Source organism: Streptomyces sp. HUAS CB01 (genome assembly GCF_030406905.1).
GTDB lineage: Bacteria > Actinomycetota > Actinomycetes > Streptomycetales > Streptomycetaceae > Streptomyces > Streptomyces chengbuensis.
Map to the genome: position 1 here is coordinate 2,489,330 of NZ_CP129137.1, position 14,150 is coordinate 2,503,479.

Here is a 14,150-nt window from a genome sequence, read left to right on the forward strand (position 1 = left end):
TCAAGCGCCGGCCCGGGCGCCATGTCGCATCTCGACTGGGACGCCAAGGAAGCCACGGTGAGCCGGCGGAGCGCAGCGGTGTCGCCCCCTCGGCACTGCGCCTCTCCGGGCGCGAGGGGCTCATCACCAGCCGCACCCCCGGGAATCAGCGGTGCCACACCGGGGACACGCTGCGCAGGGTCGCGTTCATCCGGACGTCGCAGCGGCTCGGCATCCCCTCGGCCACCATCCGCGAGGTGCTGGGGCTGCCGCCGGACGACCGCACGCCCACCCGGGAGGACTGGGCCCCGGATCTCCGGGTGCCGGCGCGAGGACCTGGACGTGCGGATCCGTACGCTCCAGCGGCTCCGGGACGACGTCACGGACTGCATCGGCTGCGGCTGTCTGTCGCTCGACCGGTGTGTGCTGCCCAACCCCGGTGACGAGCTGGGCGCGCACGGCCCCGGCCCCCGCCGTCTGCTCGAGGACCGCAGCGGGCCCGGGCCCGCAGCGGTCCCGGCGGACGGCGCCGTTCGTCGGACACGGCCTGTCAGAGACGGCCTAGGGTGGGACGGATGACGAACCCGCCGAACGTGCACATCGAGATCGACGGCCGGCCCGCGACCGGGCTGGACCCCGCCGTGATCCCGGTGCTCCAGGGCGCGTACGGCCACTTCACGGCGATGCAGGTGCGCGACGGCCGGGTCCGGGGCCTGGCGCTGCACCTGGAGCGGCTGGGGCACGGGACGCGCGAGCTGTTCGGCACGGACCTCGACGGGGACCGGGTGCGGACGCTGGTGCGCCGGGCCCTCGACGGATCCGGCCGGAGCGACGCGGGCGTGCGCGTGTACGTGTACGGGGCGGCGACCGGGGGCGGGGCGCCGACGGTGGTGGTGGCGGTGCGGGAGCCCCGGACCATGCCGGGCGCGCCCCGGAGCATGATGCCGGTGCCGTTCCTGCGGCCGGTCCCGCACATCAAGCACGCGGGCGGGGTGGGTCAGCCGTACTACGGGCGGGCCGCCGCCCTGGCGGGCTTCGACGACGCGCTGCTGACCGGCCCCGGCGGGGAGATCGCGGAGGGCCACGTCACCAACGTCGCGTTCTGGGACGGCACCTCGCTGGTGTGGCCGGACGCGCCGGCGCTGCGCGGGATCACGATGGCGCTGCTGGAGCGGCTGCTGCCGTCCGTGCGGCGCGAGGTGCGGCTCGCGGACCTCGGCGCGTACCCGGCGGTGGTCCAGATGAACTCGCAGGGCCTCGCGCCCGTCCACCGGATCGGCACGACGGAGTTCGCGGTGGACGGGGAGCTGGTGCGGCGGCTGGACGAGGCGTACGGGACGGTCCCGTGGGACGCGATCTGACGACGCCCGGCCGCCTTCGCGCGAGGGGCGTCACTCGTTCGGCGCGGCCGCTCGAACCGCCCGGCCAATGGCGCAATCGCACCCCTGTGACCTGCGACGACGCCGCCGGTCCAAGGGGACACGCCGTACGGTTCGAGCGAATCTGATCGCCCATCAGCAGGCGTGGGGGCGGACTCCGCCTTACCTCTTGAGGTGTAGGGAACGGCCGCCGGCACCACGGTCCGGCGGCACCGGCCATCGCCCCGGAGGACGTCATGCGCACCACCGCCCGCCTGCTGGTCGGCCCCGCGCTCGCGGCCGCCTGCATCGGTGCGACGGCCGTCCCCGCCGCGTCCGCGGCGGACCCCGGGACGCTGACGCTGTCCCCCTCGAGCACCACCGCCGGCGCTTCCGTGACGGTGAGCACCACCGCGTGCGGCGCGCGCGGTCACGGCACGGGTGACGCCGAGTCGCTCGGCGCGGACGGGTTCGACCTGGCACCCGGCGCCCGCAAGGGCGCCGCGGTCGGCAAGTTCACGGTGCCCGAGGACACCGAGCCGGGGACCTACACGGTCGCCGTGCTCTGTGACAACGGAAACAAGGCCTCCGGGGATCTCGTGGTGCGGGCCCACGGGCACGAACCGAGTGGCCATGTGAAGACGGGAGTCGGCGGCAGCGTCGGCCCCGACATCACCCAGATCACGGCGGGGGTGGCCGTCCTGGCCGCGGCCGCCGTCGGCGGGACCTGGCTCCTGCGCCGTCGGGCGAGCGGCGCGCAGGGCTGACGGAGAGCGTTCGCGCTCGGCCTCCACCGTCCCTCGTACCGCCGTCCCCGCCCCCGTCATGCTTCGTCCGGCTGACGGGGGCGGGGAGTTTTCCCCTCCCGGAGCGGGCGTCTCCCAGAGCGCGCCTCCCGGAGCGGGCGCCCGAGGAGTCCCCGGAGGAGTCCATGAAGTCGAAGGGCTTTCTGCTGGCCGTGGCCGTCTGCGCCGGGGTGTGGCTCGTGCAGAACGGCGCGCGGCCCGTCACCCCGCCCACCCCCTCCGCCGCCGAGGCCTTCGCCACCGGCCGGCACACGGACGCCGCCGCCCCTCCGCTGCCCCCGTCGCCGCCGGTCCGGCTGCGCATCCCGCGCATCGCCGTGGACGCCCCCGTGACCCGGCTCGGGCTGGCCCCCGACAACAGCCTGGAGGTGCCGCCCGCCGACCAGGGCGAGGTGGCCGGCTGGTACGCCGGCGGCACCGCCCCGGGCGCCCGGGGCACCGCGATCGTCGCCGGTCACGTCGACAACGCCGACGGGCCCGCCGTCTTCTACAAGCTGGGCACCCTGAAGAAGGGCAACCACGTGGAGGTCCTCCGCGAGGACGGCCGCACGGCGGTCTTCACGGTCGACGCGGTCGAGGTGTACGAGAACGACGCCTTCCCCGACCGGAAGGTGTACGGGGCCGCGCGCAGGGCCGAACTGCGGGTGATCACCTGCGGCGGCCCGTTCGACGAGCGGACCGGTTACCGGGGCAACGTGGTCGCCTTCGCGCACCTGGTCGGGGTGCGTGGGCCCGCGTCACGGGGCTGAGGCGCGCCGCCCGTCCGCCCGGCGCCGCCGCGCGCACCCCTCCCCCACCGATGCCCCTACCCCGACCACTGGTCGAACGCCAGCTTCGCCACCAGCGAGAACACGACCACGAGCAGCACCCCGCGCACGAACTCCGCGCCCTTGCGGAGCGCCATCCGCGCCCCGAACATGCCGCCCGCCAGGTTGAACACCGCCATCAGCGCGGCCAGCTGCCACAGCACCGTCCCCTGGTGGGCGAACATCGCGAGCGCGCCGGCGTTGGTGCACACGTTGACGATCTTGGCGGTGGCGGAGGCGGTGACCAGGTCGAGGTGGAGCACGGCGGTCAGGGCCAGCACCAGGAAGGTGCCGGTACCGGGCCCGAACAGGCCGTCGTAGAAGCCGATCCCGCCGCCGACGAGGACGATCGCGGTGGCGATGCGGGCGCGGGTGACCGGGCCCCGGTCCCCGTGGGTGCCGAAGGAGGGGCGCAGCATCACGAACGCCGCGACGGCCAGCAGCACCACCATGATCACGGGCCGGAGGACGTCGCTGCTGATGCCCGCGGCGAAGAACGCCCCGCCCATGGAGCCGGCGAGCGCGGCGAGCCCGATCCGCACCGCCGTCCCCACCTGCACCGGGGCCTTGCGGACGTAGGTGACCGCCGCTCCGGTGGTGCCGACGATCGCGACCGCCTTGTTGGTGCCGAGGATCTGCGCGGCGGGCACCTGCGGCATACCGAGCAGCAGCGCCGGCAGGAGCAGCAGCCCCCCGCCGCCGACCACCGCGTCGATCCAGCCGGCCGCCGCCGCGGCGGCACAGAGGAGGACGAGGGTGGTCAGCGATATGTCGGGCATGGCGCGACCCTACGAACAAGATGCATGTGCCGTCCATCGATCCCGTGAGTTCTGAGCTGCCTCTGAGGTTCGCGTCGCGGGCGGACCCAGGCCGGGGGCCCTGCCCTCACACGGCGGCGGGACGGACGCTGAGGGCAGTGTTCCGCACGGGAAACAACCGGGATGCGGACGGGTAACACCCGCATCGCACGCTGCGTACATGAATTCGAGGATCGTGGTGATCGGCGCCGGGATGGCGGGAACGCGGCTGGCGCGGCAGCTCGCCCCGGCGCACGACGTCACGCTGCTCGGCGAGGAGCCGCACGCCCCCTACAACCGGGTGCTGCTGGCCGACGTCCTGGCCGGCCGGTACGGGCCCGAGGTGATCGCGCTGCCCCCGGTCCCCCAGGGCGCCGCCGAGGTGCGGCGCGGGGTGCGGGCGGTACGCATCGACCGGGCCGCGCGGACCGTGCACTGCGCCGACGGCTCGACGGCGGAGTACGACCGGCTGGTGCTGGCGACCGGGTCGAACCCGGTGCTGCCGCCGCTGCGCGGACTCGACGGCGGGCTCCCGGACGGCGTCCACCCCTTCCGCACCCTCGACGACTGCCTGGCGCTCGCGGCCGTGGCCCGGCCCGGCAGCCGCGCGGTCGTCGTCGGCGGCGGACTGCTCGGCGTCTCCGCCGCCCGGGCGCTCGCCGAACGCGGAGCGGAGGTCGTCGTCGCCCACCAGGGCCCCACCCTGATGGACCGCCACCTCGACCCGGAGGCCGGCGGCCTGGTGCGCCGCCACCTCGAAGGACTCGGCGTGGAGGTCCACACCGAGTGCCACGCCCGTGGGCTGCGCCACCGCGAAGGGGCCGTCACCGGCGTCGAACTCGCCGACGGCTTCGTCCTGGACGCCGACCACGTCGTCCTCGCCTGCGGCGTCCGCCCCCGCACCGGCCTCGCCGCGGACGCGGGCCTCACGGTCCGCCAGGGCGTCGTCGTCGACGACACCCTCACCACCTCCGACCCCCACGTCCACGCCGTCGGCGACTGCGCCGAACACGGCGGCACCGTCTACGGACTGGCGACCCCCGCCCTGGAACAGGCCGACGTGCTGGCGGCGGTCCTGACGGCCGCGACCGTACCGGGCCGGGGGCCGGGCGCCCCCCGCTACACCGGCACCCGGTCCCTCACCCGGCTCACCCTCGGCTCCGCCGGCGCGTTCGACGTCGCCGCGTTCGGTGAGCCGTCGCCGCGGCCCGGGGACGACGTCGTGCGCCTCGCGGACGCCACCCGCGGCGCCTACCGCAAGGTCGTCGTCCGCGGCGACCGGCTCGTCGGCGGCGTACTCCTCGGGGACCTCGCCTCCGTCGGCGCGCTCGCCCGGGCCTGGGAGGGCGACGACCCTCTCCCCGACGCACCCCTGCTCCACCTGCTCACCACCGATGGAGGACTCTGAGATGACCACCCCCACGATCGTGCTCGTCGGCCACGGGATGGTCGGCCAGCACTTCCTGGAGGCCCTCGCGGAGCGCGGCGTCACCGGTCGCGCGCGGGTCGTCGTGCTGTGCGAGGAACCGCGCCCCGCCTACGACCGGGTCCAGCTCACCTCGTACTTCTCCGGCCGGACACCCGACGACCTCTCCCTCGTCGAGGACGGGTTCATGGCGCGGCACGGCATCGAACTCCACCTCGACGACCCGGCGGAGCACATCGACCGCGACGCCCGCACGGTCACCTCCCGCAGCGGGCGGACGTTCGCGTACGACACGCTCGTCCTGGCCACCGGCTCCTACCCGTTCGTACCGCCCGTACCCGGCCGCGACGCCGAGGGCTGCTTCGTCTACCGCACCATCGAGGACCTCCTCGCGATCGAGGAGTACGCCAAGACCTGCCGCACCGGCGTCGTCGTCGGCGGCGGGCTCCTCGGCCTGGAGGCGGCGGGCGCGCTCAAGGGCCTGGGCCTGGACACCCACGTCGTGGAGTTCGCGCCGCGGCTGATGCCGGTGCAGGTCGACGACGGCGGCGGCGCCGCGCTGCTGCGCACCATCGAGGGCATGGGCCTGAGCGTCCACACCGGGGTCGGCACCCAGGAGATCGTCGCCGACGGCTCCGTCGTCACCGGCATGAACCTCTCCGACGGCTCGTCTCTCGCCACCGACCTGGTGGTCTTCTCCGCGGGCGTGCGCCCCCGCGACCAGCTGGCCCGCGACACGGGCCTCGCGGTCGGCGACCGCGGAGGCATCGTCGTCGACGAGCGGTGCCGCACCTCCGACCCGGACGTGTACGCGATCGGCGAGTGCGCCCTCGCCTCGGACGGGCGGGTCTACGGGCTCGTCGCACCCGGCTACGACATGGCGAAGACCGTCGCGGACGTCCTCGCCGACCGCACCTCCGACAGCTCCTTCACCGGCGCCGACACCTCCACCAAGCTGAAGCTCCTCGGCGTGGACGTGGCCTCGTTCGGCGACGCGCACGGCACGGCCGAGGGCAGTCTGGACGTCGTCTACGCCGACTCCCGCTCCGGCGTCTACAAGAAGCTGGTCGTCGGCGCGGACGGCGCCCTGCTCGGCGGCGTCCTCGTCGGCGACGCCGACTCGTACGGCATGCTCCGCCCGCTCACCGGCACCGTGCCCCCCGTACCGGCCGAGCAGTTGGTGCTGCCCGCCGGCGCCGGGGCACCCGTCGCCCTCGGCCCGTCCGCGCTGCCCGACGAGGCCGTGATCTGCTCCTGCCACAACGTCACCAAGGGCGAGATCTGCGCCCACACCACCCTGCCCGAGGTGAAGAAGTGCACCAAGGCGGGCACGGGCTGCGGAAGCTGCGTCAAGATCATCGGCCGGTTGCTGCCACAGGCCGCCGACCAGGGCCTGTGCGCCTGCTTCTCCCACACCCGCAGCGAGCTGTACGAGATCGTCCGCACACTCGGCCTCACCTCGTACACCGAACTCCTCGACTCCCACGGGCGGGAGGAGGCCCGCGGCGGCGACGGATGCGAGATCTGCAAGCCCGCCGTCGGCTCGATCCTCGCCAGCCTCGGCAACGGCTACATCCTCGACGGCGAGCAGGGCGCGCTCCAGGACACCAACGACCACTTCCTCGCCAACCTGCAGCGCAACGGCTCGTACTCGATCGTGCCGCGCATCCCCGGCGGGGAGATCACCCCCGAGAAGCTCATCGTGATCGGCGAGGTCGCCCGGGACTTCGGCCTCTACACCAAGATCACCGGCGGCCAGCGGATCGACCTGTTCGGCGCCCGCGTGGACCAGCTGCCCTCCATCTGGACCCGCCTGGTGGACGCCGGCTTCGAATCGGGCCACGCCTACGGAAAGTCGCTGCGCACCGTCAAGTCCTGCGTGGGACAGACCTGGTGCCGCTACGGGGTCCAGGACAGCGTCCGCATGGCGATCGACCTCGAACTGCGCTACCGCGGTCTGCGCGCCCCCCACAAGCTGAAGTCGGCGGTCTCCGGCTGCGCCCGCGAGTGCGCCGAGGCGCAGTCGAAGGACTTCGGCGTCATCGCCACCGCCGGCGGCTGGAACCTGTACGTCGGCGGCAACGGCGGGGCCACCCCGCGCCACGCGGACCTGCTCGCCCAGGACCTCTCCGACGCCGAACTCGTCCGGCTCATCGACCGGTTCCTCATGTTCTACATCCGCACCGCGGACCGCCTGGAGCGCACGTCGGTGTGGCTGGAACGCCTGGAGGGCGGACTCGACCACCTGCGCGACGTCGTGGTCCACGACTCCCTCGGACTGTGCGACGAACTCGAGGCGATGATGGCCCGGCACGTGGCCGGCTACCGCGACGAGTGGGCCGAGACCCTCGACGACCCGGACCGGCTGCGCCGCTTCGTGTCGTTCGTGAACGCGCCGGACGCACCGGACCCGTCGGTGAAGTTCGTCCCCGAGCGCGACCAGATCAAGCCGGACCTCACCGTACTCACCCTGGAAGGGACGACCGCCCGATGACGATCCAGGACGCACCCGCGATCACGCTCCAGCTCGAACTGGGCGGCAGCTGGCTGCCCGTCTGCGAGATCACCCGGCTCACCCCGGGCCGGGGCATGGCAGCCCTGCTCCCCGACGGCCGGCAGGCCGCGGTCTTCCTGGACCGCTCCGGGACGCCGTACGCGATCGACAACCGCGACCCGTTCACCGGCGCCCAGGTCCTGTCCCGGGGCCTGCTGGGCTCCGCCGACGGGCGGGCCTTCGTCGCCTCCCCGCTGCTGAAGCAGCGCTTCGACCTGGCCACGGGCCGCTGCCTGGACGACGACGAGGTGTCGGTGCGGGCGTACGCCGTGCGCTGGACCTGACGGGACCCGGGCCGGCGGCGCGACGGGGGGCGCCGGCCCGGATCCCCGAGGGCGCCCGCCGGGAGAACCCGTCGCCGCCGGACGGGACCGCGCGCCGGGGGCAGGGCCGGCGTCGGGCGGGAGGGGCCCGCTCCTGCGGGGCGGGCACGCGCGAACCGGCGATCGCCGGGGGAGCCGGAGGAGCCGGAGGAGCCCTGGGGGCCGGAGGAGCCCGGGGGGGAACGCGCCCCCGGCGGACGGTAATCCGCGTGCGGCCCGGAGCGGGCCTCCACTACGGTCGGCGCCCATGACCCTTCCCCGCATACGTCCCCCCTTCGTGGCGGACGAACGGACCCAGCTCGTCGGCTGGCTCGACATGCAGCGCGCGATCGTCGCCTACAAGTGCGAAGGCCTCGCGGAAGCGGACGCCCACCGGCCGGTCCTGCCGACCTCGCCCCTGATGACCGTGGCGGGCATCGTCTCCCATCTCCGCTGGACCGAGAACGCCTGGTTCGAGGTCCTCTTCCTCGGCCGGCCCGCCGACGGCCCGCAGTTCGCCGAGTCGCCCGAGGACGCCGACATGCGGGTCGAGGGCGTCCCGCTGGCGCGCCTGCTGGAGGAGTACGAGCGGCAGTGCGCGATCTCCAACGAGATCGTCGCGGCCCACTCGCTCGACGAGACCGGCCGCCACCCCGACTACACGTCGTCCGCCGCGTCCCTGCGCTGGATGCTGATCCACATGGTGGAGGAGACCGCCCGGCACGCCGGTCACCTGGACACCGTCCGGGAACTGCTCGACGGGGAGAAGGGCTACTACTGACCGGGCACGCCGGGACGCACCCGCCGGCCGGCCCCGGCACACCCGCCTGACGGGCACTCGGACCTGCTCCTTACCCGCCCGCACGGCCGGCCCTACTCTGGCGGCACGGCTCGCCCCCACCGGCGCACCGGGCGCCCGCCGGCGCACCGGCCAGGCGCGCACCGCGCAGGCACGCGCGCCGGCGAGACCCGCCGAGTGACCGGAACCGGAGGAGCACCGCATGCCGTCGACGACCGGCTGGACGACGCACGACATCCCCGACCAGAGCGGCCGCACCGCCGTGGTCACCGGGGCCAACAGCGGCATCGGGCTCGTCACGGCCCGGGAACTGGCGAGGCGCGGGGCGCGGGTGCTGCTCGCCTGCCGCAGCGAGGAGCGCGGCAGGTACGCCGAGGAGCTCGTACGGCGCCAGGTGCCCGGCGCGGACGTGGAGTTCAGGCCGCTCGACCTCGCCGACCTGGCGTCCGTGAGGGCGTTCGCGGAGTCGTACACCCCCGGGACGCTGGACCTGCTCGTCAACAACGCCGGCGTCATGGCCCTGCCGTACGGCCGGACCGCCGATGGCTTCGAGGCCCAGTTCGGGATCAACCACCTGGGGCACTTCGCCCTGACCGGGCTGCTCGTCCGGAAGCTGCTGAACACCTCCGGCGCCCGGGTCGTGACCGTGTCCAGCGCGATGCACGCGGTGGCCGACATCGACATGGGCGACCTCAACAGCGAACGCCGATACCGCCGCTGGATCGCCTACGGCCGCTCCAAGACGGCCAATCTGCTGTTCACGCACGAGCTCGCGCGGCGGCTCCGGGCCGCCGGCTCGGACGTCGTCGCGGCGGCCGCGCACCCCGGCTACGCGGCGACCAACCTCCAGACGGCCGGGGCGAGGATGGAGGGCCGCCGGACCGCCGAACGGCTCGCGGAGCTCGGCAACCGGGTCTTCGCCCGGTCCGCGGAGGCGGGGGCGCTGCCCACGCTGTACGCGGCGACGGCTCCCGGCGTGCGCCCCGATTCGTTCACCGGACCGCCCCCGCTGGGCCGGCGGGGCGCGCCCACCGGGGCCCGGCGGGCCGGGTGGACGGTGGACGACGTCGCCGGCGAGCGGCTCTGGGTGGCCTCCGAGCAGCTCACCGGCGTGACGTACGACGATCTCGAGGGCTGACGCCCGGGCCGGGACTACCGGCCTTCGGCGGCCTTCTCGTCCATCCAGACGACCTCCCAGATGTGGTGGTCCGGGTCCTGGAACGAACGGCCGTACATGAAGCCGTGGTCCTGCGGCTCGTTCGCCGGCGAGCCGCCGGCCGCGAGGGCCGCGTCGGTCAGCTGGTCGACCTTCTCGCGGCTCTCGGCGCTCAGTGCGACGATCACCTCGGTGCTGGTGGCCGCGTCGGCGACGTCCTTCTTGGTGAAGTCCTTGAACCGGGCCTCGGTCAGGAGCATCGCGAAGATCGTGTCGCTGATGACCATGCAGGCGGCGGTCTCGTCGGTGAACTGGGGGTTGAAGGTGTAGCCGACCGCCTCCCAGAAGGCCTTCGACGCGTCGAGGTCCTTCACCGGCAGGTTCACGAAGATCATCTGGGACATGGCGGGTGCCTCTCTCGTGGTGTTCGCTCGTCGTCGCGCCCTCGGGCGTCGCTTGTCGTGGGGGTAGACCCGGGGCGTGTGCCGAACTCATCGCCCGCGGCGGGGACACTTTCCGGAGGATCCGCGTCCGCGGCCCGGGCGGACGCGGTCGCCCTCGCTCTCGCTCTCGCTCTCGCTCTCGCCCGTACGGTCATCCTTCCGGGCCGTCGGCCGCGAACACCGCTTCCACGCCGTTTCCCAGGCCGTCCCGCCCGACGCGATCGGCGAACGCGCGCGGGCCTCCGTGGCGCCCGCGGTGCGCGGGTGCGCGGTACCGTCGGCCCCATGAGCACCGCGGGCAGGAAGATCACCGAGAAGCTGTCGGGGCAGGCCCTGCGCGAGGCCACCGGCAAGGACTGGGACGGCTGGTTCGCCGTCCTCGACGCCTGGGGCGGCACCGGTCACGGCCACACCGCCATCGCCCGCCACCTCGTCGACACCCACGGGGTCCCCGGCTGGTACGCGCAGTCGATCACCGTGGGCTACGAGCAGGAGCGGGGCATGCGCGCCGTCGGGCAGGGTTCCGGCGGCGACTGGCAGGCCTCGAGCAGCAAGACGGTCGACGTGCCGGCACGCCTCGTCACCCCGTGGTTCGTCGACGACACCCTGCGCGCCCGCTGGCTCCCCGAGGGGGAGTTCACCCTGCGCACCCACCGGCCCGGGAAGTCCGTGACCGCGGACTGGGACGGCGGCACCAGCCGCGTCTCGGTCCATCTGACCGTGAAGGGCGAGGGAAAGACCCAGATCGGCCTCGGCCACACGAAGCTCCCGGACGCCGACGCGGTGGCGGCGTACAAGGCGTTCTGGAAGGAGCGCCTGGCGGACCTCAAGGAACAGCTGGAGAGCTGAGCCCCGTCCCGGCCGGTGGCACGGGGGCTCCCGGCGCGCGGTGGCACGCGGCACGACGCGGGGCCCGCCCGCCCAGCCCCGTGCGGTACGTCTCCACGTCACCCTTCGTTGACTCGGTGTCAATTCCGTACTCCTAGGGTCCGTTGGCGCGCGACCCTGTCCCGCCGTCCGGCGGGGCAGGGCGGTCACGACCCCCCTGGAGTGACAGTGGAACGACGCAGCTTCCTGCGCGGAGCGGTCATCGGCACGTCCGCGGCCGCCTTCGGAGGCACGCTGTGGCAGGGCGCCGCCTCCGCGGCCCCGGCGCAGCCCGGCCCCGGACCGTACGGGGCGCTCGGCGCGGCCGACGCCAACGGCATCCAGCTGCCGGCCGGATTCACCAGCAGAGTGATCGCCCGGTCCGGGCAGAAGGTCGCCTCCACCTCGTACACCTGGCACAGCGCGCCCGACGGCGGTGCCTGTTTCGCCGACGGCACCGGCTGGATCTACGTGTCCAACTCCGAGATCAACCCGTCCGGCGGGGCGGGCGCGGTCCGCTTCTCCTCGTCGGGCGCGATCACCGGGGCGTACCGGATCCTGTCGGGCACCCGCACCAACTGCGCGGGCGGGAAGACCCCGTGGAACACCTGGCTGTCGTGCGAGGAGGTCAGCCTCGGCTACGTCTACGAGACCGACCCGTGGGGCGTGAACGCAGCCGTCCGCCGGGACGCCATGGGGCGGTTCAAGCACGAGGCCGCGGCGGCCGACCCGGTCCGCAGGGTCGTGTACCTGACCGAGGACGAGAGCAACGGCTGCCTCTACCGCTTCATCCCCACGACCTGGGGCGACCTGTCCTCCGGCACCCTCCAGGTACTCGTCGCGGGGACGGCCTCCTCCGGCTCCTTCAGCTGGGCGAACGTGCCCGACCCGGACGGCTCCCCCACCGCCACCCGCAGCCAGGTGTCGGGCGCGAAGCGGTTCAACGGCGGCGAGGGCTGCCACTACGCCAACGACACCCTGTGGTTCACCACCAAGGGCGACAACCGTCTCTGGCAGCTCAACCTCACCAGCGGCACCTACGAACTCGCCTACGACGACTCGCTGGTGACGGGCGGCTCGGCTCCGCTCACCGGCGTGGACAACGTCACCGGCTCGTCCTCCGGCGATCTGTTCGTCGCGGAGGACGGCGGCAACATGGAGATCTGCGTCATCACCCCGGACGACGTCGTCGCGTCGTTCCTGCGGATCAACGGCCAGTCCGGCTCGGAGATCACCGGACCGGCCTTCTCCCCGGACGGGCGCCGGCTGTACTTCTCCAGCCAGCGCGGCACCAGCGGCAGCTCCTCCGGCGGCATCACCTACGAGGTGACGGGACCGTTCCGGGCGTAAGCACCCCCGGCGGCTCCGGCTCACGCTGGGCGCGGCCCCTCAGCAGGGCCGTGCCCAGCGGCGTCATCGTGTGCAGCACCGCGTTCCCGTTCCGCAGCGTGACCACGAGCCCGGCCTCCCGCAGCACGCAGGCGTGCTGGCTGGCGGACGCGAGCGACACCCCCGCCCTGCGGGCGAGTTCGCTCGTCGTGCAGCCGCTGCCGATGGACTGCAGCACCGCCGAGCGGGTGTGGCCGACCAGCCGGCCCAGCGACAGCCCGTCCCGCTCCCACGTCACCGGCGACCCGGTGTGGGTCACGGGATAGACCAGCACCGGCGGCAGCGCGGGGTCCCGGCGGACGACGGGCGTGCCGCGGCAGAAGTAGGACGGCTGCAGCAGCAGCCCGCGCCCCTCCAGCCGCAGCTCCCGGTCCACCGGGTAGTCCGCCTCCAGCACCGGCGCCCGCCAGCGCAGCATCGGCGGCAGCGAGGCCAGCAGTTCGTCCGCGCCCCCGTCGAGCAGCGCCCTGCCGCGCACGGCCCGGTCGGCCTCCACCGCCGCCTGGATGTGCTGCCAGTACGGCTCGATCGCCGACCGGTGGTAGCTGCGCAGCGCCCCGACGAGCCGGTCCATCGGCCCTTCCTCGCCCTCGGCGAGCCCGGCGAGCCGGCCCGTCAGCACGGAGTGCGGCCGCTCGGCGGCGAGCAGCGCGAGCTCGGTGCCGAGCCGGCGCACGGGGGTGGCGCGCAGCGCCTCCAGCCCCTCCTCCAGGCCCTCCAGCGCCTCGGGAGGCGTCAGGAAGTCCGGGAAATAGCCGCGCTGCGGGACGAGCGCCGCGAGGAGCCGTGTTTCACCGTTCAGCCGGGCGCGGGTTTCCGTCCGCCATTCCCCGAAGACGGTGGCGCCGCGCCGGTCCCGTAAACGGTGGAAACTCAGAATCACTTCCCACAAAACGTCCGGTCTGGCCGCCATCCGCACCCTGGCGAGGTCTTCACCGGTGAAGTGGATTCGCAGCACGGAACCCCCACTGTTGCATCCGCAATCGCCCCCGTCACTGAGTATGCATGCAATCACAGGACGTTACCACGGTGTTTCAGCCACAGTTGAAACGCATCGCGTAACAGGGCAGTGAACCGAAAAGCTGTACGACGTCGGACGCGAAACCTTCGAGTACCGAGGGGCGAGGCAAAGACCGTGGGGGGCTTTCCGCGCCTGGCGGCGGTCGGCGGAGGTTGCGGCTCCGTGTCCGACATCGGTAATGGGGCGCGGCCGGCGGGTGGGGATCCGTCGACCGCGCCCCGCCTGTTCTTTGCTCAACGAATGGCGAAAATCAAGCTTCCGTTAAAGCGCGCTACTGGTCCGTCATTCAACAGGACTCGTCGGCGGCACCCGCCACGACAGGACCCGCCGACAACAGGAATCGCCAAAAGGAAACGAGCGGGACAGACACCTCCGCACAAGGTGCCCGTCCCGCTCGTCCCTTGGTGCACCGGGGCCGCCGGCCGGTCGGTGAGGGTCGGGGACCAC

General features: G+C 73.7%; 13 protein-coding genes and 1 pseudogene. 11 read left to right on the plus strand and 3 right to left on the minus strand.

Features of this window, described 5'->3' with window-relative positions:
* The first annotated feature begins 35 nt into the window (after positions 1–35).
* The 4 genes and pseudogenes from soxR to QRN89_RS11115 all read left to right on the plus strand — a co-directional run bounded on the left by soxR (position 36) and on the right by QRN89_RS11115 (position 2,892).
* A pseudogene (gene soxR, locus QRN89_RS11100) lies at positions 36–558 on the plus strand (redox-sensitive transcriptional activator SoxR).
* The gene (locus tag QRN89_RS11105) at positions 555–1,340 is read left to right on the plus strand and encodes an aminotransferase class IV (protein WP_290349191.1); all 786 of its coding nucleotides are present in this window, start codon (positions 555–557) and stop codon (positions 1,338–1,340) included. The pseudogene soxR and the gene QRN89_RS11105 overlap by 4 nt, the downstream one beginning before the upstream one ends.
* Before the next feature lie 254 nt (positions 1,341–1,594).
* A complete protein-coding gene (locus QRN89_RS11110) occupies positions 1,595–2,104 on the plus strand; it encodes a GVDTG sorting domain-containing protein (protein WP_290349192.1) in 510 nt (169 codons plus the stop codon).
* Between the two features lie 164 nt (positions 2,105–2,268).
* Positions 2,269–2,892, plus strand: coding sequence for a class F sortase (locus QRN89_RS11115; protein WP_290349193.1), 624 nt, complete (start codon positions 2,269–2,271; stop codon positions 2,890–2,892).
* Between the two features lie 56 nt (positions 2,893–2,948).
* Here the strand turns inward: QRN89_RS11115 and QRN89_RS11120 are convergent, their stop codons facing one another.
* Entirely contained in the window at positions 2,949–3,728 is a 780-nt protein-coding gene (locus tag QRN89_RS11120; RefSeq protein ID WP_290349194.1) for a sulfite exporter TauE/SafE family protein, read from the minus strand.
* A gap of 199 nt (positions 3,729–3,927) precedes the next feature.
* On the opposite strand from QRN89_RS11120, the gene QRN89_RS11125 reads away from it, so the two are divergent.
* The 5 genes from QRN89_RS11125 to QRN89_RS11145 all read left to right on the plus strand — a co-directional run bounded on the left by QRN89_RS11125 (position 3,928) and on the right by QRN89_RS11145 (position 9,965).
* Positions 3,928–5,154, plus strand: coding sequence for an NAD(P)/FAD-dependent oxidoreductase (locus QRN89_RS11125; RefSeq protein ID WP_290349195.1), 1,227 nt, complete (start codon positions 3,928–3,930; stop codon positions 5,152–5,154).
* Between the two features lies 1 nt (position 5,155).
* Positions 5,156–7,666 (plus strand): nitrite reductase large subunit NirB, encoded by a 2,511-nt coding sequence (gene nirB, locus QRN89_RS11130; protein WP_290349196.1) that lies wholly within the window; start codon positions 5,156–5,158, stop codon positions 7,664–7,666.
* Positions 7,663–8,010 carry a nitrite reductase small subunit NirD gene (gene nirD, locus QRN89_RS11135; RefSeq protein ID WP_290349197.1) on the plus strand — a complete coding sequence of 116 codons (348 nt, stop codon included), beginning with the start codon at positions 7,663–7,665 and terminating at the stop codon, positions 8,008–8,010. The genes nirB and nirD overlap by 4 nt, the downstream gene beginning before the upstream one ends.
* A 286-nt stretch (positions 8,011–8,296) precedes the next feature.
* Entirely contained in the window at positions 8,297–8,809 is a 513-nt protein-coding gene (locus QRN89_RS11140; RefSeq protein ID WP_290349198.1) for a DinB family protein, read from the plus strand.
* A gap of 220 nt (positions 8,810–9,029) precedes the next feature.
* Positions 9,030–9,965, plus strand: coding sequence for an oxidoreductase (locus QRN89_RS11145; RefSeq protein ID WP_290349199.1), 936 nt, complete (start codon positions 9,030–9,032; stop codon positions 9,963–9,965).
* A 14-nt stretch (positions 9,966–9,979) separates the two neighbouring features.
* Here the strand turns inward: QRN89_RS11145 and QRN89_RS11150 are convergent, their stop codons facing one another.
* A complete protein-coding gene (locus QRN89_RS11150; protein ID WP_290349200.1) occupies positions 9,980–10,387 on the minus strand; it encodes a VOC family protein in 408 nt (135 codons plus the stop codon).
* A gap of 324 nt (positions 10,388–10,711) precedes the next feature.
* Between QRN89_RS11150 and QRN89_RS11155 the strand changes: the two genes are divergently transcribed.
* Positions 10,712–11,275 (plus strand): hypothetical protein, encoded by a 564-nt coding sequence (locus QRN89_RS11155; protein ID WP_290349201.1) that lies wholly within the window; start codon positions 10,712–10,714, stop codon positions 11,273–11,275.
* 207 nt (positions 11,276–11,482) lie between these two features.
* Positions 11,483–12,643, plus strand: coding sequence for a PhoX family protein (locus QRN89_RS11160; RefSeq protein WP_290349202.1), 1,161 nt, complete (start codon positions 11,483–11,485; stop codon positions 12,641–12,643).
* On the opposite strand, the gene QRN89_RS11165 is transcribed toward QRN89_RS11160, so the two are convergent.
* Positions 12,609–13,640 (minus strand): ArsR/SmtB family transcription factor, encoded by a 1,032-nt coding sequence (locus QRN89_RS11165; protein WP_290349203.1) that lies wholly within the window; start codon positions 13,638–13,640, stop codon positions 12,609–12,611. The genes QRN89_RS11160 and QRN89_RS11165 overlap by 35 nt on opposite strands.
* Between the last annotated feature and the right edge of the window lie 510 nt (positions 13,641–14,150).

Coding starts and splice junctions, on each gene's coding strand:
- QRN89_RS11120 (WP_290349194.1), bottom strand. CDS start 3,728: ATGCCCGACATATCGCTGACCACCCTCGTCCTCCTCTGTGCCGCCGCG.
- QRN89_RS11145 (WP_290349199.1), top strand. CDS start 9,030: ATGCCGTCGACGACCGGCTGGACGACGCACGACATCCCCGACCAGAGC.
- QRN89_RS11110 (WP_290349192.1), top strand. CDS start 1,595: ATGCGCACCACCGCCCGCCTGCTGGTCGGCCCCGCGCTCGCGGCCGCC.
- QRN89_RS11140 (WP_290349198.1), top strand. CDS start 8,297: ATGACCCTTCCCCGCATACGTCCCCCCTTCGTGGCGGACGAACGGACC.
- QRN89_RS11125 (WP_290349195.1), top strand. CDS start 3,928: ATGAATTCGAGGATCGTGGTGATCGGCGCCGGGATGGCGGGAACGCGG.
- QRN89_RS11105 (WP_290349191.1), top strand. CDS start 555: ATGACGAACCCGCCGAACGTGCACATCGAGATCGACGGCCGGCCCGCG.
- QRN89_RS11155 (WP_290349201.1), top strand. CDS start 10,712: ATGAGCACCGCGGGCAGGAAGATCACCGAGAAGCTGTCGGGGCAGGCC.
- nirD (WP_290349197.1), top strand. CDS start 7,663: ATGACGATCCAGGACGCACCCGCGATCACGCTCCAGCTCGAACTGGGC.
- QRN89_RS11115 (WP_290349193.1), top strand. CDS start 2,269: ATGAAGTCGAAGGGCTTTCTGCTGGCCGTGGCCGTCTGCGCCGGGGTG.
- nirB (WP_290349196.1), top strand. CDS start 5,156: ATGACCACCCCCACGATCGTGCTCGTCGGCCACGGGATGGTCGGCCAG.
- QRN89_RS11150 (WP_290349200.1), bottom strand. CDS start 10,387: ATGTCCCAGATGATCTTCGTGAACCTGCCGGTGAAGGACCTCGACGCG.